At 59.7% G+C, this 18,325-nt stretch carries 14 protein-coding genes; 3 read left to right on the top strand and 11 right to left on the bottom strand.

The window, feature by feature from the left end:
- Positions 1 to 2: 2 nt before the first annotated feature.
- Positions 3 to 218, bottom strand: coding sequence for an AlpA family transcriptional regulator (locus tag ACTJJN_RS11690; protein ID WP_102689176.1), 216 nt, complete (start codon positions 216 to 218; stop codon positions 3 to 5).
- Between the two features lie 113 nt (positions 219 to 331).
- Positions 332 to 1,069, bottom strand: coding sequence for a hypothetical protein (locus ACTJJN_RS11685; RefSeq protein ID WP_102689175.1), 738 nt, complete (start codon positions 1,067 to 1,069; stop codon positions 332 to 334).
- Positions 1,070 to 1,561: 492 nt separating this feature from the next.
- Here ACTJJN_RS11685 and ACTJJN_RS11680 point away from each other — a divergent pair, with 492 nt between their 5' ends.
- A complete protein-coding gene (locus tag ACTJJN_RS11680) occupies positions 1,562 to 2,302 on the top strand; it encodes a sulfite exporter TauE/SafE family protein (protein WP_102689174.1) in 741 nt (246 codons plus the stop codon).
- Between the two features lie 66 nt (positions 2,303 to 2,368).
- Here ACTJJN_RS11680 and ACTJJN_RS11675 read toward each other — a convergent pair whose 3' ends face one another.
- The gene (locus ACTJJN_RS11675; protein WP_102689173.1) at positions 2,369 to 3,403 is read right to left on the bottom strand and encodes an ABC transporter substrate-binding protein; all 1,035 of its coding nucleotides are present in this window, start codon (positions 3,401 to 3,403) and stop codon (positions 2,369 to 2,371) included.
- A gap of 369 nt (positions 3,404 to 3,772) precedes the next feature.
- Here ACTJJN_RS11675 and ACTJJN_RS11670 point away from each other — a divergent pair, with 369 nt between their 5' ends.
- The gene (locus ACTJJN_RS11670; protein WP_102689172.1) at positions 3,773 to 5,833 is read left to right on the top strand and encodes a TonB-dependent receptor; all 2,061 of its coding nucleotides are present in this window, start codon (positions 3,773 to 3,775) and stop codon (positions 5,831 to 5,833) included.
- A gap of 235 nt (positions 5,834 to 6,068) precedes the next feature.
- On the opposite strand, the gene ACTJJN_RS11665 is transcribed toward ACTJJN_RS11670, so the two are convergent.
- The 5 genes from ACTJJN_RS11665 to ACTJJN_RS11645 all read right to left on the bottom strand — a co-directional run bounded on the left by ACTJJN_RS11665 (position 6,069) and on the right by ACTJJN_RS11645 (position 13,211).
- On the bottom strand, positions 6,069 to 7,397 hold the full coding sequence (locus ACTJJN_RS11665; RefSeq protein WP_102689171.1) for an MFS transporter: 1,329 nt from the start codon (positions 7,395 to 7,397) through the stop codon (positions 6,069 to 6,071).
- A 241-nt stretch (positions 7,398 to 7,638) separates the two neighbouring features.
- Positions 7,639 to 9,282, bottom strand: coding sequence for an acetolactate synthase large subunit (locus ACTJJN_RS11660; protein ID WP_102689205.1), 1,644 nt, complete (start codon positions 9,280 to 9,282; stop codon positions 7,639 to 7,641).
- A gap of 103 nt (positions 9,283 to 9,385) precedes the next feature.
- Entirely contained in the window at positions 9,386 to 10,837 is a 1,452-nt protein-coding gene (locus ACTJJN_RS11655; protein WP_102689170.1) for an aldehyde dehydrogenase family protein, read from the bottom strand.
- Entirely contained in the window at positions 10,834 to 11,802 is a 969-nt protein-coding gene (locus ACTJJN_RS11650; RefSeq protein WP_102689169.1) for an NAD(P)-dependent oxidoreductase, read from the bottom strand. The genes ACTJJN_RS11655 and ACTJJN_RS11650 overlap by 4 nt, the downstream gene beginning before the upstream one ends.
- Before the next feature lie 17 nt (positions 11,803 to 11,819).
- Complete coding sequence (locus tag ACTJJN_RS11645; RefSeq protein ID WP_102689168.1) at positions 11,820 to 13,211, bottom strand: NAD(P)/FAD-dependent oxidoreductase; 1,392 nt, start codon at positions 13,209 to 13,211, stop codon at positions 11,820 to 11,822.
- Positions 13,212 to 13,417: 206 nt separating this feature from the next.
- Between ACTJJN_RS11645 and ACTJJN_RS11640 the strand changes: the two genes are divergently transcribed.
- Entirely contained in the window at positions 13,418 to 14,464 is a 1,047-nt protein-coding gene (locus tag ACTJJN_RS11640; RefSeq protein ID WP_102689167.1) for a GlxA family transcriptional regulator, read from the top strand.
- Positions 14,465 to 14,543: 79 nt separating this feature from the next.
- Here ACTJJN_RS11640 and ACTJJN_RS11635 read toward each other — a convergent pair whose 3' ends face one another.
- The 3 genes from ACTJJN_RS11635 to ACTJJN_RS11625 are packed head-to-tail and all read right to left on the bottom strand — an operon-like array spanning position 14,544 to position 18,322.
- On the bottom strand, positions 14,544 to 15,113 hold the full coding sequence (locus ACTJJN_RS11635) for a sarcosine oxidase subunit gamma (RefSeq protein WP_102689166.1): 570 nt from the start codon (positions 15,111 to 15,113) through the stop codon (positions 14,544 to 14,546).
- 3 nt (positions 15,114 to 15,116) lie between these two features.
- Positions 15,117 to 18,020, bottom strand: a complete 2,904-nt coding sequence (locus tag ACTJJN_RS11630; protein ID WP_102689165.1) for a 2Fe-2S iron-sulfur cluster-binding protein — start codon at positions 18,018 to 18,020, stop codon at positions 15,117 to 15,119.
- Positions 18,017 to 18,322, bottom strand: a complete 306-nt coding sequence (locus ACTJJN_RS11625) for a sarcosine oxidase subunit delta (protein ID WP_102689164.1) — start codon at positions 18,320 to 18,322, stop codon at positions 18,017 to 18,019. Before ACTJJN_RS11625 ends, ACTJJN_RS11630 begins: the two co-directional genes overlap by 4 nt.
- Between the last annotated feature and the right edge of the window lie 3 nt (positions 18,323 to 18,325).

The raw sequence follows: 18,325 nt of genomic DNA, 5'->3' as shown, positions 1-18,325 counted from the left end.
AGTTAGCCCCCCATGGACAGTCGGTCCTGGACCCACTGCTCGATCTCCAGTGAATCCCAGCCGACGGCACGGGTGCCGATACGCCGACATTGCGGAAACTGACCGGCCTTCATCAGGTTGTAGATGTGCGAGCGTTTGAAGCCGGTTTTCTGCTCCACTTCATCGCGGCGCATGATGTGGCGGTCAGCTGCAGGAGGGGTAGGGCTGGTCGGTTGCATGATGTCACTCCTTAGCGCCGGGTGGCGCGTGGTGGGTAGTGACAGTCAGTGAAGGTCTGAAGAGGGCAAAAAACATTGTCAGGCAATGCTGGGCATTGCCTGACAATGCGGCGTTAGCCCCGTTTCGCCTGGGCTATAAGACGGCGGGCGTCGGCAAATCGGCGATCAATGGTACTTTTACTCAACCCATCCACACCGGGAAAGCGCAGCAGAATAGCTTGTACCAATGCTGCCTGGCTGGAATAGATCGATTGCTGCTTACCGTTTTGGTTTTTCCCGAGCGTGGTTTCGAGCATGGCGCCGATCAGCCAGTTGTGCATGGCTTCGGACGTCTCGGATGGGATGCCAAGTGACTCGAGCCGCGTTTTCAGCTTTTCGTTGAGCGTGGAAAGGGCGGCCATCTCACCAGCGGTGATATCGTAGCTTTGCTGCAACTGCTCAAGCGTATTCAGGGCATACTCGAGCTCGGCTTGTTTGGCTAAATGCGCATTCAGACTGACGCATCTCGAGTGATCAGCATTCTGGGGAAACAGAAAGGCGGGTTTCTGATCGGGGCGGCTCCGTATGAACCAGAGCAGGAGGTCGGCGCGCCGAATGGAATAAAAGCCTCGGTGAACGTGCTTCTCGGCAGTAATAGGCTGGCCGAGGTAAGTCGCTGGCAATTCCCCGCTGAAAATGGCGTCATAGAGATACTCGACGTGTTCGTGCAGGCTTGGCCATTGCGGGAAATGCTTTCGCAAGCTGCCCGGCTGGGAAAGGTCTACTTGAAGAATCTCGTCCTCGTGCTCGGAGAGGTCGCACCACAGAATCGCGGCGTCGATGGGGTGGTAGGAGCTTCTTATTGAGATCATGGCACACAGCCTCCTGCTGCGTTCATCCTGGAAGCGCTGGCGGGGGCTGTGATCTGGCCCCTGTCGAGCGAGCCAATTCAAAAAGCAATAGCATCAAGAGATGGTGACCATACGCCAGGGATTTGGTTCTGCGATGGATATCGGTCACGACACGATGTGTCGTGATCAGCGCTTGAGGACTCTTGATGATCTGGGGTCGTAAATTGAAAATCGCTTCGCCTATGCATGCTAGATTCGATTAAACGATCGTCAGCAGGTCTCTAGGTACGTAGATATAGCTTTCCCAAACCCCGAACTGACAGCAAGGCGTAATCTGCATACAAATGCGGTCACCTTCACCGCGCTTACCCCTTATACATTGAGTCCTTTCGCTACTATCCCGTATGTGTCGTCAATAACACAATCTAGGTGCCGCTACCGCTTAGTCTCGTCGGCTGAGAGCGAGCCTCAACGCCACATTGTTGTCCAATCAATGATCAGGTTCAAAGAAACATGCTTTCTGATGTTGTGCTTGTCTCGCCGTCAGTTACCGCTTACGCCCTGTGCTGTGTTTTCGTCGCTGCGGTTGCGCGGGGTTTTTCCGGTTTCGGCTTTACCCTTCTGGCCATCATGTCACTTTCGTTCGTGTTGCCCTTATCGACGATTGTGCCGGCCATGTTTGTTCTGGAAATTGCTGCCGGTGTGAAGCTTTTGCCCTCCCTCTGGGGGCAAGTGCATTGGCGATCCATTCGAATATTGGTCATCAGTTCGATCATGGCGACGCCGGTGGGCGCGTATCTGCTTGTCAGCCTGCCTGCCGAGTATGTCAAGTTTGTGCTCGCCATCCTGATAATGGCGTGCTGTCTGGTCATGATCACTGGATATAAACTAAAGAGGATGCCCTCGGCCACGCAGACCGCTGCAACAGGTGCAGGGGCAGGGGTGCTCAATGGTTCGCTGGGCCTGGGTGGTCCGCCCGTCATCGTCTTTTTCCTTGGGTCTCCGCTGGCCTTGGAAGCGGGGCGGGCGTCCATCGTTGCTGCGTTTTTGGCAATGGATGTGGCGGCGCTTCCCGCTTTCTGGGCGCTTGGCCTGTTCGGGCGCGAGTCGCTACATCTCGGATTGATGAGCTTGCCGGTGTTGGTAGCGGGCGTGTGGTTGGGGGCGCGGATTGCCCAGCATGTAGAAGAAGCGGTAGCGAGAAAGGTAATTCTCGTACTACTAATGCTGCTTGCCTTGGGTAGCTTTGTTTAACGGCCCGGTACCGCAGGCCACTCAGCGAGTCGCCTAGACGGCCTCCAAGACAGGTACGAGCTGGCCTTAATTGCCTTTAGCCAGCCACGCGTTGAAGCGCACTTCCAGATCTTCGCCATGATCGACCCAGAATTCATTGTTGAACGCCAGCGACTGCTTGATATTCGCGGGGAAGGTATTGAGCCGTGGAGCCACACTGGCATCCAGCAGCCCTGCAGCCTGTAAATTCACTGCCCCATAACCCAGCTTTTCTGCGTGGAGCTTTTGAGCCTGTGGCTGCAAGGTCGAGGCGATGAACGTTTGCGCAAGCGCCTTGTGCTTGCTGCCCTTGGGAATGGCCCAATAATCAATCGCGTGGATGCTGCCTCCCCAAACGGGTTTGATCGGCGCTCCAGACGCCTGGGCGACGAAGATTCGGCCATTGAATGCGGTGGTCATCACAACGTCACCTGCGGCCAGGTACTGCATCGGTTGAGCGCCGGCTTCCCACCACTGGATAGCAGGTTTGATCTTGTCCAGCTTCGCAAGCGCGCGGTCAACTCCCTCTGATGTAGCCAGCACTTCATAGACGTTCTCGCGAGGAACGCCGTCGGCAATCAACGCCGCTTCCAATGTGAACTTGGCACCGCGTTGTAGCGCGCGCTTGCCCGGGAATTTCTCTAAATCCCAGAAATCAGCCCAGCCTTGCGGAGCTTCTTTGAGTGCATTAGCGTTGTAGGACAAAGTCATCGACCATACCAGTAACCCGGCTCCGCATTCAGACAGGGTTTCAGGCACAAACGCCTGCGCATCGCCAAACTGGTTCTCATCAAGTGGTTCAAACAGCCCCTCGTCACACCCTCTGACCAACTTGTCTGACTCGACTTGTACAACGTCCCAGTTCACACTTTTGGTGTCCACCATGGCCTTGATGCGGGCCATTTCACCGTTGTACTCACCCGCGATGATTTTCGCTTGGTGAGCTGTTTCGAAAGGTTTGTAGAAGATTTCAGTTTGTACATCTTTGCTGACGCCTCCATAAGAAATAACCGTCATTTCCTCGGCGCTGACTGGGGCGCACACCGCGAGCGCCAGGGTGAGAGAGGTCAAATGCTTATCCATACGCGTTCTTCCTTGTTTTCATTGTGAAGGCGGTAGTTGGGGCAGGTCCGCTCCATTTTTCGTGGTGGCTGGATGCGGTTCTATAACGTGCAGGACGCTTTATTGAACCGCTCGGCTGAGTGGCAACTTGAATGTTGCTTGCCATGCACGAGCGCAGAGAGTCACCTTGGATCGAGGCATTGAGCACGCATTGAGAGGCCGGTTGGATGGCTTGTGAAAAGTTATAATATAACGTAAATTTGCGCCCTTCTTCTGGTGGAGCTTCAGGGCTCCGGCCGTTTTACGACTGACCACCGCCGCCGTCTCCTTGGCAGTAATCCCGCGAGAGGGATTCAGACAGGGCAGTGAGCACGCGCGTTAAGGATAATGATGAAAACCGATCTGGCTCCCTTTGCGCTCCTTGCAGCTTTCACCGCTGGTGAGTCACTCGCTGCGTCAACAGGAGAATCCACCATTGTTTTGGGCGAGACCCACATTGGAGGAGGTTCTGGTGGAGGACAGGTTTATCAGACCGGAAGTAGCGTAATGACTTCCGTGGATGTACTCGGGGCTGACAAAATCGAGGACCAGGCTGTCATGAACAGCTGGGAGCTGCTTGGGCAGATGCCAGGCATCCAAATGACGGAGACTCGCCAAGGCGGTGAGTCGGGCAAAGTCAGCTTCCGGGCATTCAATGGTGAAGGTTATATCAATGGGATCAAGACATTGATCGACGGCGTTCCCAGTAACGTCAATAGCGGGAACCAGCGTTTCATCGAGATGGTCTTCCCCCTTGATCTTGAGTACATCGAGGTGGTTCGAGGGACAAACGACCCGCGTTATGGACTGCATAACATCGCCGGCAACGTCAATATGGTTACCCGGCAGGGGGGCAATTACGTCGACAGCCGCCTGACCTATGGCAGCTTCAATACTCAGGAGCTTCAGCTGGCGACTGGGCTGGAGTCAGGTAATTTTGCGCAGAACTATTTCCTGGCCAGTCAAACCTCCGATGGCTATCGGGATCACGATACATCTGAAAAATACTCGCTGAGCGGCAAATGGTTCTACACCGACGATGAGGCGAGGATGAAGCTTGGGTTGGTAGCGCGTCTCTACCACCATGAGGCTGACGAGGCGGGCTTCATGACCAAGGCTGAGCTCGACGCGGATCGCCGCAGTTCCGACCCGCGCAACGCCAATGACGGCGATGACCGTGACATGAAGCAGCTGGCTGTGCATTTCGACTGGCAGATGCGCGACGACGTTAGCCTGAGCAACAAGGTCTATTACAACAGTTACAAGGATGACCGGAAAGTCACCTTCAGTAGCATCCCCGTTGGCGATGCGCCACGGCAGCGCCGTCAGTGGGACGAGCAACAGACCGGTATGTTGAGTAACCTGACCTGGGTTGCTTCCAACGGTCTGACCTTGGATGGCGGGTTGAATGTCGAACACCAGAATAATGAGTACCGCCGCTACCGTTATCGCTACAGCATTCCCACCGACTTCGACGCGGCCCCCGCCCGCGTTCAAAACGACGACTCCTACACCTTGGATAACGTGGGCGGGTACGTTCAGGCTGTCATCCAGCCAACCGAAGCGTTGAAGATCATCCCCGCAATGCGCGTGGATCGGTTCTATGGCGAAACTCATATGCTGAACGGCGAGCACGCAGATCTCCAGGACTACGGCTGGATCCGTCAGCCTAAGTTCAGCGTCATTTATAGCCTCACGCCTGAGATCAGTGTGTACGCCAACTGGGGGCGTACCTTCCAGATTCTCACCGGCTCAACGGCGCCTGCCTATGTGACCCCGGGCCAGGTGCGTTTCGATCCCTCCATCAACACGGGCAAGGAAGTGGGGGTCAACTTCAGCCCGGTGATGGGGACCGAAGCCCGTATCGCGGTATGGCAACAAGACGCGACGGATGAGGTGGCCAACATGCCCAGTACGGGTACCTCGGTTGGTCTCGGCGAAACACGACGCCGCGGTATCGACCTGCAATTCAATGCCAGCGTGACTGAGCAATGGAGCGTTTGGGGCTCGCACTCCATACAGGAAGCGAAAGTCGTGAGCGCGTACGCCGCTGACGGTCAGTCGCTGGCGGGCAAAGAAGTCTTCTCGACCCCGCGCCATATCAGCAACCTGGGTACCGACTACCAGCTCGATGATCACTGGCGTTTTGGTCTGCAGGCTCGCGCCCAAGGTGACTATTACGTGGATTCGCTGAATGAACAGGGTAAATATGGGGGATATGCGCTGCTCGACGCCAGTGTGCGTTACACCCATTCTGACGCGCTGAGCGTCGACCTGCAGGTCAAGAATCTGACTGACCGGGAGTATGAGTATGTGTGGTACGACAATTTCTTCTGGGACGGTGCTGACCGGCCCATGTTTTCACCGGCTCCTGGCCGTACCGCCTTCGTTTCACTTAATCTGAAGATCTGACACACGACATCCACGCGCTAGTGTCCTCGGACAGGAGCGATGCCGCCCTGTAGGCCATGGCCGCCCATCTCAAGGCGTTGTCGCCGGCCAAGGGTTCGACTGAACAAGGTTCGCTCAGTAGGAGCAGCCATCGAAGCGCGCTGATTTCTGGTCCGCTTGGTGTAACAACGCGAGCTCTGAGGTATCAGGGCTCGCCTTGTTGTTGCATCTATTAGCAGGTGGCGTTTGCGATTGGTTAGCCCAGTGCTGCGGCCTGCTGCAAGCTCATGGAGCGCGTTTCGGGGGCCAGCATCCAGCTGATTGCCAGCCCGACGAAGGTGATGGCGGCTGCCGCGTACATCGTAAATTCAATCCCGTAACCTTGAAGTGAGATCGGCACGAGATAGGTGCCCAAGGCTGCCCCAATTCTGGAGAGCGAGGTACCAAGGCCGACCGCCTGCGTACGAATCTCGGTAGGAAAGATTTCATTGGGGTATACAAGCGCAAGCACTTGCGCGCCGCCGATGGACACTGCATAGAGGCCGAAGAGCATCAGCACTCCCACAGGGCCGCTGGCGTGCATGATTCCTAGGCCAAGCAGCGATACGCCTGAAAGAAGAAGGCTGAGCAATAACAGGTTTCGCCGGCCCAATGTATTGATCAGCTTGGCCGCCACGGCGCATCCGGCAATGAAGAGCAAGGTGATGCCGAAAGAGGCGCTGGAGGCGAGGTCGCCTTCCAAGTTCAACGACGACATGACTTTAGGGGCGAATGCATAAACGCCAAACAACGGGATGATCGAGCACGTCCAGAATGCGCTCACGAAAAACATTCGTTTCCCGTAACCCGCGCGGAGCAACGACCAGGTGGAGAGCGATTGCGTTTGCGGCTCTTCCGGAAGGTTTTCCAGCGAAAATGCGGGGCCATAGACGGCTTTGATGATTTGCTCGGCTTCTTTCGGGCGGCCTTTGCTCAAAAGCCAGCGCGGCGATTCGGGTGAGCCTACGCGAACCCATATCAACGCCAGGCCGAACACAGCGCCACTTGCCAATACCAGGCGCCAGGCATCAGCACCCCCTATGCGCAAAATCAGCTCACCCAGCCCATAGGCCACGGCGGCGCCCGCAAACCAGATGATCATGAACCAGGCAAGGCGCGGGCCTCGATATTTTTTTGGCATGAATTCGACAAGCATTGCGGTGGCGACCGGATACTCGATGCCTACCGCTATCCCCAATATCAGCCTAAGAGCAAACAAGGTGAGGGGGTCGCTGACCCAATATTGAGCCAGTGACGCGACGACAAATATGATTGGGCCAATAAAGTAGACCCGTTTACGGCCCAGGCGCTGGGTCAGGGAGCCGCCGAGAAAACCGCCGAAGAAAATGCCTATCAGGGCGGATGCCGCGATCATTCCCTCCCAGAAGCTGCTGAGATTGAGTGCGGCAGAGGTGGGCATCAATGCGATGCCGATGATGCTTAATATGTAACCGTCGACGAAGGAGCCGCCAGCGGAGCGCAAGGTGAGTAGCCGATGAAATCGGGTGAGTGGAACATCTTCGATCGAACGAGTTGGACGAGTCATGGGGTCTCCAAGTACGGCTGATCTTTTATTTCTTGTTGGCGGCATGACACGGTGAAGAAACATGCGGCACATGATCAGCTTACGAATTAGCCATGGCGCGGCTTGTCAGGCCACAGGCATTAGAAGGACGGTTAATTTGAACCTTTGATGAAGGGTTTCCAAAAAACGGGCGCAAAGCGCCCGCGTCCCAAGAAGGACTAGTTACCACAAGAGTTCAGGTGACTGGGTGGATCGTTTCTCCTCAGACAGCCGCGCTACGCTCGCGCAGGTTTATATTCAGGATGCGATCGTTTTCGCTGTAATCCACCGGGCAGTCGATCACGTGCACACCGGGGTTGGAAACACAGTGGTCCAGCAGGGGCAGCAACGCATCGGCGCTCTCGACGCGGTAGCCGTTGGCACCGTAAGACTCGGCGTACTTCACGAAATCCGGGTTGCTGTAGTCCAGGCCGAAATCGGTGAAGCCCATGTTGGCCTGTTTCCAGCGGATCATGCCGTAACCGTCGTCACGCAGGATCACCACGGTGATGTGCATGCCCAGACGCACTGCGGTTTCCAGCTCCTGGCTGTTCATCATGAAGCCGCCGTCGCCGCACACCGAGATCACCGGTCGATCCGGGTGCACCAGGTGCGCCGCCATCGCTGATGGCAGGCCAGCGCCCATGGTCGCCAGGGCGTTGTCCAGCAACACGGTATTGGGTTTGTGTGCCTTGTAGTTACGAGCGAACCAAATCTTGTAGATACCGTTGTCCAGGGCGACGATGCCTTCGGACGGCAGTACGCGACGGATGTCAGCGACCAGGCGCTGTGGGTAGACAGGGAAGCGATCATCGTCGCCACCTTCCACGATCTGCGCTTCGTTGGCCTCACGAATGGTCATCAGGCGGGTGAAGTCCCAGTGCGCGGTCTCGTTCAGTGCTTCGCTGATCTGCCACACGGCATTGGCGATGTCGCCGATGACTTCCACCTGCGGGAAGTACACGGCATCGACTTCGGCGGAGCGGAAGCTGATGTGGATGACTTCGGTACCGCCGCGGACCATGAAGAACGGTGGCTTCTCGATGACGTCGTGGCCAATGTTGATGATCAGGTCGGCGGCTTCGATGGCGCGGTGAACGAAGTCACCGGACGACAGCGCAGCGTTACCCAGGAAGCGCGGGTGACGCTCGTCGACCACACCTTTACCCATCTGGGTGGTGATGAACGGGATGCCGGTCTTGTCGATCAGCTGCTTGAGGACCTTGGCGGTCATCTTGCGGTTGGCACCGGCGCCGATCACCAGGATTGGGCTGCGAGCGGCCTGCAGTTTCGCCACGGCAGCTTCGATGGCCTTGTGCTCTGCCAGTGGACGGCGGTGCAGGCTTGGCGGAATGGGTAGCGAGTCGGTTTGCTCGGCAGCGATGTCTTCTGGCAGCTCCAGGTGCACGGCCCCCGGCTTTTCTTCCTCAGCCAGGCGGAAGGCTTCGCGCATGCGCGCCGGGATGTTGTCGGCCGAGGCGAACTGGTGGGTGTACTTGGTGATGGGGTCCATCATGCCGCACACGTCGATGATCTGGAAGCGGCCCTGCTTGGACTTCTTGATCGGCTTCTGGCCGGTGATCATCATCATCGGCATGCCGCCGAGATACGCGTAGGCGCTGGCAGTGACCAGGTTGGTGGCACCCGGGCCGAGGGTCGACAGGCTGACGCCGGTCTTGCCGGTCAGGCGACCGTAGGTGGCAGCCATGAAACCTGCAGACTGCTCGTGACGGGTCAGTACCAGCTTGATCTTCGACTTGCGCAGGGATTCCAGCAGGTCGAGGTTTTCCTCACCAGGAATGCCGAACACATACTCGACACCTTCGTTTTCCAGGCATTGCACAACGACATCGGCGGCCTTGGCCATCTTGCTCACTACCTCAACTCTATAATTGTTCTTACACCAGGCTTCACGAGACCGACTCCAGCGTCGATCCCGCGAGGAACAGCTTGCGTTGGGACCAGTGACTTCAGGCCAACTGGTAGGTGGTCTTGACGCGGGTGAAGAATTGACGGGCGTGGGTGCCTTGCTCACGCGAACCCAGGCTCGATGCGCCATTGCCGCCAAACGGCACGTGATAATCCACCCCAGCCGTAGGCAGGTTAACCATCACCATGCCTGCCGTACTGTTGCGCTTGAAATGCTCGGCGTGGCGCAGCGAGGTGGTGACAATGCCCGCCGAAAGACCGAAAGCGGTGTCCTCTGCCGCAGCGAAGGCCTCGTCGTAATCCCGCACCTTCAGCACGCTCAATACCGGTCCGAAGATCTCTTCGCGATAGATGCGCATGTCGGGCGTCACTTCGGTGAACAGAGCCGGTGTGAAGAGGTAGGCGCCAGCCTGGTTTTCGATGCGCTCACCGCCACACACCAGCTTGGCACCCTGTTCACATCCGCTGATTACGTAGGACAGGTTCTGCTCCAGCTGCCGACCATCCACCACTGGGCCGATATCGGTAGAGGCCTGCAATGCATCGCCTACTTTCAGTGCTTGAGTACGCTCGGCCAGGCGCGCTACGAATTTGTCGTGAATACCCTCGGTGACAATAACTCGAGAGCTGGCCGTGCAACGCTGACCGGTGCTGAAGAACGAGCCATTGAGCGCCACGTCCACCGCCTGCTCCAGGTCGGCATCGTCCAGTACGATCAGCGGGTTCTTACCGCCCATCTCCAGCTGCACTTTCTTCATGCCTTCAGCAGCGAGCTTGGCGATCTGGCGACCCGTATTTTCCGAGCCGGTAAAGCTGATGCCGTCTACCTCTGGCGAGCGAATGATGGTGTCGCCCACGCTGCGACCTGGGCCGATCAGCATGTTGAACACGCCAGCAGGCAAACCCGAGCGGCTGATGATTTCGGCCAAGGCCCAGGCCGAGGAGGGGACCAGTTCGGCAGGTTTGAATACCACGCAGTTGCCGAAGCACAGCGCTGGCGCGATCTTCCAGGCGGGGATGGCAATCGGAAAGTTCCACGGCGCGATGATGCCAATCACACCCAGGGGTTGAGTGAACACGTCGATGCCGACGTCCTGGCGCACCGACTGGTATTTCTCGCCCTCGGCGCGCAGCGCCTCCTGGGCATAGAACTTGAACGAGCGTCCGGCGCGGTCGACTTCACCCAGCGCTTCGCGAACGATCTTACCTTCCTCGCGGGCGAGCAGGGTGGCCAGTTCTTGACGGCGTGCAAGAATCTCGCTGCCAATGAAGTCCAGCGCATCGGCGCGCTGCTGCGGATTGCTGCGCGCCCATGCCGGCTGGGCGCGCCGTGCGGCTGTGATTGCCTGCTCGGTCAGCAACTGGTCGGCACGCACGAAGCGCTCGACCACTTCACCTGGGTTGGAAGGGTTGCGGTTTTCGAGGATATCGGTGCCGCTGTCCAGGGCTACGAAAGCGCCGTCGACGAAGCTGCTTTTGGTGGCGATGGTCATGCGGTGCAAGTCCTTGTTTGAGTATTGTGGCGGGCTACGAAATCAGTGATGTTGTCGACTGCGCGATCCATTAGCTGCTGCATGGCATCCTCACTGCTCCAGGCGATGTGCGGGTTGAGGATGAAGTCGTCGCGATCGATAAGCGCGAACAGCGGGTTGCTTGGATGCAGCGGTTCAACTTCAACCACGTCGAGTGCAACGCCACCCAGGCGACCATTTTGCAAGGCATCGATCAGGGCGGCTTCGTTGACGATGCCGCCGCGACCGGTGTTGATGACCACGGCGTCACTTTTCATGAGCGCGAGCTTCTGGGCATCAATCATGTTGTAGGTTTCAGGCGTCAATGGCGCGTTGATCGACAGCACATCGCAACTCTTGAGCAGGCTGTCCAGCGGGCGGTTGTCCGGCCCCGGGCGCTTGCCGCCACGGTCTTCGAACAAGACTTCCATACCGAACGCGCGAGCGAGCGCTGCCAAGCGGACGGCAATCGGGCCGCTGCCGATGATCGCCATCTGTTTGCCGCGCACATCGCGGATGCGGTGGTCGAAGTAGATATTCTTGTACTCAGCCTGCCCGGCATGCACCTTGCGCATCAGGCGGCTGAAAGCGGCCGGGCGACGGAACAGCTCGAGCATCATCGCCATGCTGTGTTCGGCGACGGTGTTCGCGGCATAGCCAGGTACGCTGGCTACCTCGATGCCGTGTGCATCGCAGTAATCGACGTCGACGATGTCGCGGCCGGTCAGTGCCAGCGAAATCATCTTCAGTTTCGGCAACTGACGCAGGTGCTCTTCACGCAGCGGCACGCTGCACGTCAGCGCTACGGTGGCGTCCTTCAGGTGCTCAAGCACCTGGTCGGGATGGGTATAGGCAAACTGCTGCCAACTATGCTCGCAGTCAGGGCGTTTAAGTCGCGTCGATGCGGCAAGACCGTCGTCGTCGAGAAAAACAATATGCTCACTCATAATCCTGATCCTGATACTTATTTCTTCTGGGCAGGGACATAGCCGGCTGGCGCCATGGAAACCAGCTGGCGGGTGATGAAGCCAGCATCCTGATCGTGGTCTTCTAGGGACTCTTTACGCACCAGTGCATCGCGCACCATGTGCGCGCCGAAGAAGCGGAAGGGCTCTGGCGGCAGCAGTTTCATCTTCTGGTTGACCAGGCCACAGTTGGCCCACTCGTCATTGGCATGGGTGGCCAGCGATTTGATGATGCGGCTGGCGAAGACTGTGGTGGCCACGCCGTTGCCCGAGAAGCCAATGCCGTAGCTGACAGTCCCGTGATGGTCGAGGTAGCCGAAGTTCGGCAGGCCTTTCATGGCACGGTCGATCGGGCCGGTCCAGCTGCTGACAACCGGCACATCCTGCAGTTGTGGGTACAGACGGCGCAGTTCGGCAGCGACCTTGTCGGCGGCCGGCGATGGTTTTTCGTAAAGGTTGCCGATGCGACCGGCGTAGGCGAACTGGCCCAGGGGCTTACCAAACACGACGCGGCCATCCGGGGTGTTGCGCCAGTAGTTGAGCACGGTGCGCGAGTCGGTCATGCACTCACCGCCACTGAAGCCGATGGCGTCGAGCTTGGCTTTCACCGGGGCGGTTGCCACCATGTCGCTGGACATGATGGCAATCATGCGACGCAGCTCGGGGAACTGTGCACCCCAGGCGTTTAGTGCGAGCACAACATGGTTGGCCTTCACACGCCCCATAGCCGTGTGCACCACGGGATTCTTGCCGCGCTCAAGGTGGGTGAATGGCGATTTTTCGAAGATCTTCACCCCAAGCTTGAGGGCGACGCGGCGCAGGCCGCGCGCCAGCATGGCAGGCTGCACAGTCGCGGCGTTAGGGTCGTAGATACCGCCCAGAACCAACGGCGAGCCCACGCGGCCGCGAATGGTCTCACGGTCCAGTTCCTGGAACGGGTTGACATTGAGCTTCTGCAGACCGTCGGTCAGCACCTTCCAGGAGCCCATCTGCCGCTGGTTGGTGGCAGTCCACAACCAACCGTCTTTACGGTACTGGGCATCGATACCGTGCTCCTGGCAGAAGCTGCCAATTTCGTCGATGGCCGATTCAGCTGCTTCACAGATGCGTCGGGCTTCGACGTCACCGCAGATGGTACGCACCGACAGGTACTTGCCCCACCAGTTCGTGGCGACCCCACCGTTACGCCCGCTGGCACCAGAACCGCAACGATCGCGCTCGACGATAACGATGGTTTTTTCCGGGTGCGCCTGCTTCAGGCGGATGGCCGACCAAAGGCCAAGGAAGCCGCCGCCGACAATGCAGACATCCGCTTGAATTGCATCCTGCAGAGCAGGGGCCAGATCGCTGTCCAGGTCGAGTGCCTGGGCATACCAGAATCCACGGTACATAGTGAGTGCCTTTGAGCATGTTGGTTTTTGTCAACATGATGCTCAGTAAACGGCCGCCTAGATATTACGCACATGACAATTGATCGTACGCTTGCGCCTATTCGCACTGAATGTCCTAAACTTCCCATTAGCTGAGATTGATATGATATGTAGGACCGCGGGGGTGCTTTAGAATTGGGCAGTCCAACAAGCCGAGGTGATTCGCAGTGGTCCGGGAATCCGAAGAACAAAGCAGCGTTCCTGCCTCCATCAAGCCAGAGTTGAGGGTCGGCTTTGTCTTGATGAACCACTTCACCTTGGTACCGGTTGCCGGGCTGGTGGACTCCTTGCGGTTTGCGGCTGACAAGTCCTTTCGCAGTCAGCAGGTGTTTTGTCAGTGGGATTGGATGACGCTGAATGACCAGCCCATTGTGGCCAGCTGCGGCATGCCTATCTCACCGACCAAACCCCTGAACCTCTGGGCTCAGTATGACTACATCGTGATTGCCGGGGGGTTGCTCGGTGAGACGCGCAACCCGCCGGACTGGCTGCTCGACGCTCTACGGGATGTGCATGCTGCCAACATTCCGATCATAGCGTTGTGCTCCGGTTCTTTCGTGCTGGGCAAGGCTGGGCTGCTTGATGGCCGGCGATGCGCGCTGCATTTCACCCTGCGAGAGGAGTTCAAGGAGCGCTTCCCGCTGTCCACTGCGGTGATCGACAAGAACTATGTCGATGATCGCGGAATCATCACTTGTCCTGGTGGCACGGCCATTGATCTGGCGGCCAGTCTGATACGCCGCCACTGCGGGGCCGTTCGGGCACAGAAAGGCCTGGAGTACCTGCTGGTCGAGGAGCGAAACGAAGAGGAGGCGACGGGATCTGAAGGTGGGGTCTATCAAAACGACCGCGTTCAACGAGCCATCGCTTTTATGCGCGAGAATCTCGGATCATCCCTTACCATCCAGGCAGTTGCCAGTGCTGTCGGTACGCATCCTCGACAGTTGCACCGCGAGTTCGTAGCCAATACGCAAGAACCTCCCGCCAATTATTGGCGCAAGCTGCGTCTCGATCACGCCAGGCGCTTGCTGGTCAATACCAGTCAGAACATCACTACCATTGCGCTGGCCTGCGGTTTCTCGGACGCTTCCCATTTCATACTCTGGTTCCGGAAGCAGTACGGCGAAACGCCCTACAGCTTCCGCAAGCGTCGGCACGAGGTGGAGCGCTTTGAATGGACTAACGAACGTGTTGGTTTGGATCCCGAGCTATGAGCGTCAAGCCGGCTGCGCCGGTCCGCAGGCGGCTTGATGGATCAGCAATGCTCAGCCTATTCGCTACTCATGGTCAGCCTTATTCTTCAAATTCCACCATGGCATCACTCACCGCCCCCAGGAAATAGTCCAGCGACGGGCGATCGAACAGCAACTGCAACGCCCTCCCTGTATTCACCACGATCACATTGGTCCGCGCCGCCGAGGTTTGCGCCACGCTGCCCATGGCGAACGCGCCTTCGCGCAAATCCACCCCGCACAGCTTGGCCATCACCGCACTGGCCTGATCTCCAGCTAGTTGCAGCCAGGCATGGCTGTCCTGGCGCGGCAGCAGGTAATTGCGCGCGTTGTCGTCCAGCATCCACTGCGCTTCCAGCGCCGCCACCGGCGCACCGTGGTCGGCGAGGGCGCCCAGCAGTAAATACTCCGTATGCGACAGCCGCGCCACCCAGGCGCCGTCGTCCTGGCGTTCGGCCTTGTTGGGCTGCGCCGGCAGTCGATAGCCATGGGTCTGCAACCAGGCGGCGCTGTCGGCGCCGCGAAACCCCACCCGAGCCACGGCGGTCAGGTCGGTGAGGGTGCAAGGCTGAGCCAACACCGCCTGCGGGCTGCGTTCTTCGAAGCTGTCGGCTTTCAACAGACTGGTCATCACTTACACCTCCTGACGGATATTCTCGGGGTCGTAAAACGGCAATTTCACCACCTGCGCCTGGACGATCTTGCCGCCCTCCACGCGGATCGGGATGTGCATGCCAGGCTTGGCCTGATGGGCACCGGCGTAAGCCAGGCCGATGATCTGCCCCAGGGTTTGCGAGTATTCGCAGGATGTGACGTTGCCGCTGATGTCCGCCCCGTCCAGCACCAGATGCCCCTCCAGCGGCTGTGGGCTGCCCTTGGGCAGAGTGAAGCCGACCAGTTTGCGCTTGAGCGGCTGCGCCTCGAGGATCTCGATCGAGCGCTTGCCGACGAAGAATGGCTTCTTGCGGCCCATGGCCCACTGCATGTCGATCTCCGCCGGGTGGGTCATGCCGTCGGTGTCCTGGCTGATGATCACGTGGCCTTTTTCCAGGCGCAGCAGGCGCTGGGTCTCGACGCCGAACGGGCGAATGCCCAACCCCGCGCCGGCCTGCATCAAGGCATCCCACAGGCGCTCGGCGTGGCGCGCCGGCACGTGCACTTCGTAGCCCAGTTCACCCACAAAGCCGACCCGCAGGATGCGCGCGGCAATACCGGCCACATTGCCCTGGCGTACGCCGAGGTAACGGAAGGCCTCGGCCGACAGGTCCACATCGTCACATACCTTGGCCAGCACCTGGCGTGACAGCGGCCCGGCCAGGTTGACCGCGGCCAGGGCGGCGGTGACGTTGGTGACGTCCACATCCAGGCGCCATTGCGCGTTCCACTTCAGCATCTGCTGGTAGATGCGGTCGACGCCGCTGGTGGTGGCGGTGACGTAGAAGTGCTGCTCGCCCAGCCGGGCGCACACGCCATCATCGATCACCACGCCGTGCTCGTTGGTCATCAGCGCGTAGCGGGTGCGGCCGATGGCCAGCTTGGCGAAGCCGAAGGTGTAAAGGCGCTCCAGCAGTTCGGCGGCGTCGGGGCCGCGCACATCCAGGCCACCGAGGGTGGAAACGTCGATCAGGCCGACCTTCTCGCGCACATGGCGGGCTTCCTCCTGCATGCAGCGTTCGCGTTCCTCGGGCTTGCCATAATAGGCCGGGCGCTGCCAGAGGCCGGCCGGCATCATCTTCGCCCCGGCTTCCAGGTGGCGGCGATGCATCGGTGTTTGCCGGTACGGGTCGAAGGCGCGGCCGGCGACGTGGGCCAGTTTTTCCGCCTGGAACGGTGGCCGGGCGGTGGTCACCCCGGTTTCGCTGATGCTGCGCCCGGTGGCGTGGGCCACCAGGCGGGCGGTCGGCAGCGCCGAGTGGCGGCCCTGGGACGGGCCCATGCCGACCGTGGAAAAGCGCTTGACCAGCTGCACGTCGCGGTAGCCGCTGCGGGTGGCGTTGACGATGTCGCGCACTTGCAGGTCTTCGTCGAAATCGACGAAATCCTTGCCCTTGGGGTGGGGGAAGATTGGCCAGGGGAAGTTGACCTTGGCTTCGGCACTGAACACTGGCTGCACTGGCGCTTCCAGGCCCAGCGCTGCCAGCGCATCGGCAGCCCCGCGAGTGGCGTCAGCCAGCACATTGCCCAGTGCGTGACGGCCGTTCACCGAGCCGGCGATATCCAGCCCGGCCGGCAGGTTGCTGATGGCGAATTCGTCGCGGTTCACATCGTAGGCCAGCTTGCCGCCAGCCTGGCACAGCAACTGGTACACCGGCATGTAGCCTGCCGACATGCACAGCAGGTCGCAGGCCAGGCGCAGGCCATGCGGGCCGACCTTGCCCTGGCCGGTGATCGGGCGAATATCCACGCCACTCACGTGGCGCATGCCCGCTTCGTGCAGGGCTTCGTACACGGTGCTGCCCAGGTGCACGGGTATATCGCGGCGCTTCAGTTCTGCGGCCATTGCGGCATCGGCTGGCGCGGCGCGCATGTCGACCACCGCGGCCACGGCCACGCCTTGCTCCTGCAGGTCGAGGGCGGCGAGGTAGCCGTCATCGTGGCCGGTGAGGATTACCGCGCGCTGGCCCGGCTTGACCGCGTACAGCTTCATCAGCCGCTGCGCGGCGCTGGTCAGCATGACCCCCGGCAGGTCGTTGTTGCGGAACACCACCGGCTGGTCGAACGCACCGGCCGCCACCAGGCAGCGGCTGGCGCGCACCTTGTACAGGCGTTTGTGCTGGATCACCGGCAGGTAGTTGTCGGTGAACCAGCCGTTGCAGGTGGCTTCCAGCAGCACCTGGATGTTCGGGTGGCCCTCGACGGCTGCCAGCAATTCCTGGCGCAGGCCGGTGGCGCGGGTGCCGGCAATGTCGAAGCGGGCGTAGGTGAGCGAGCCGCCAAGCACCGGCTGTTGTTCGATCAGCAACACCTTGGCCCCGGCATTGGCCGCGTCCAGTGCCGCACGCAGGCCCGCCGGGCCAGCGCCGATGACGGCCAGATCGACGAACAGATAGGCCTTGTCGTAATACTGCGGCCTGAAACCGAGGTCGAGCACGCCCAGGCCGGCCTTCTTGCGGATCAGCGGCTCCCACACCTTCCACATGCCCTTGGGCTTGTAGAACGAGCGGTAATAGAAGCCCACCGGCATGAAGCGCGAAAACTTGCCCAGGTAGGCATCGCGGTCGTGCGCCAGGCTACCGTTGAAGTTCTGCCCTTCGACCACCAGGCCATCGCGGGCGGCTTCCAGGTCGGCCAGCACATTGGGCTCGTCCGGCAGCTGCACCAGGGTGTTGGCATCCTGCCCGGCCATGCTCAGCGGACCGCGCGGGCGGTGGTACTTGAACGAGCGCGACAGCAGCCAGCGGCCGCTGCCGAGCAGGGCGCTGGCGATGCTGTCACCGGCAAAGCCCTGGCAGGCCTGGCCGTCGAACTGGAAGTGCAGGGGCCGCTCGCGGTCGATCAGCAGGCCCATGGGTGCGGGGAGGCGAGTGTGGCTGTTCATCCGGCAATCTCCGGGGTGGCGGCGGGGGTGAAGTCGACGCGGCGGTCGAACAGTTCTTTCGGGTCGAAGGTGCGCAGCACCTGGTCGCTCACCGTGTGGCGTTCGGCCAGGAACCAGTAGCTGGAGGCGTTGTGCAGCCACCATTCGGTCACCACCCCGGCCAGGTTGTCGCTGTTGAACACATAGTCGGCCCATTCGGCGTCGCTGCAGTTGGCCGGGTCGGGCATGTGCCTGAATTCGCCGCCGTAGGTGAACTCGCTGATATTGCGCGGGCCGTTCAAGGGGCAGGTCAGGATCTTCATCGT

It is taken from the genome of Pseudomonas sp. 22515 (assembly GCF_052044625.1).
Taxonomy (GTDB): domain Bacteria; phylum Pseudomonadota; class Gammaproteobacteria; order Pseudomonadales; family Pseudomonadaceae; genus Aquipseudomonas; species Aquipseudomonas alloputida.
The sequence above is the reverse complement of the archived record's forward strand: the minus strand, read 5'-3'. Positions and strand labels throughout refer to the sequence as shown.

Bases quoted from the DNA above. Each gene is read 5' to 3' on its own strand.
- ACTJJN_RS11690 (WP_102689176.1), bottom strand. From the start codon at position 218: ATGCAACCGACCAGCCCTACCCCTCCTGCAGCTGACCGCCACATCATG.
- ACTJJN_RS11685 (WP_102689175.1), bottom strand. From the start codon at position 1,069: ATGATCTCAATAAGAAGCTCCTACCACCCCATCGACGCCGCGATTCTG.
- ACTJJN_RS11680 (WP_102689174.1), top strand. From the start codon at position 1,562: ATGCTTTCTGATGTTGTGCTTGTCTCGCCGTCAGTTACCGCTTACGCC.
- ACTJJN_RS11675 (WP_102689173.1), bottom strand. From the start codon at position 3,403: ATGGATAAGCATTTGACCTCTCTCACCCTGGCGCTCGCGGTGTGCGCC.
- ACTJJN_RS11670 (WP_102689172.1), top strand. From the start codon at position 3,773: ATGAAAACCGATCTGGCTCCCTTTGCGCTCCTTGCAGCTTTCACCGCT.
- ACTJJN_RS11665 (WP_102689171.1), bottom strand. From the start codon at position 7,397: ATGACTCGTCCAACTCGTTCGATCGAAGATGTTCCACTCACCCGATTT.
- ACTJJN_RS11660 (WP_102689205.1), bottom strand. From the start codon at position 9,282: ATGGCCAAGGCCGCCGATGTCGTTGTGCAATGCCTGGAAAACGAAGGT.
- ACTJJN_RS11655 (WP_102689170.1), bottom strand. From the start codon at position 10,837: ATGACCATCGCCACCAAAAGCAGCTTCGTCGACGGCGCTTTCGTAGCC.
- ACTJJN_RS11650 (WP_102689169.1), bottom strand. From the start codon at position 11,802: ATGAGTGAGCATATTGTTTTTCTCGACGACGACGGTCTTGCCGCATCG.
- ACTJJN_RS11645 (WP_102689168.1), bottom strand. From the start codon at position 13,211: ATGTACCGTGGATTCTGGTATGCCCAGGCACTCGACCTGGACAGCGAT.
- ACTJJN_RS11635 (WP_102689166.1), bottom strand. From the start codon at position 15,113: ATGACCAGTCTGTTGAAAGCCGACAGCTTCGAAGAACGCAGCCCGCAG.
- ACTJJN_RS11630 (WP_102689165.1), bottom strand. From the start codon at position 18,020: ATGAACAGCCACACTCGCCTCCCCGCACCCATGGGCCTGCTGATCGAC.
- ACTJJN_RS11625 (WP_102689164.1), bottom strand. From the start codon at position 18,322: ATGAAGATCCTGACCTGCCCCTTGAACGGCCCGCGCAATATCAGCGAG.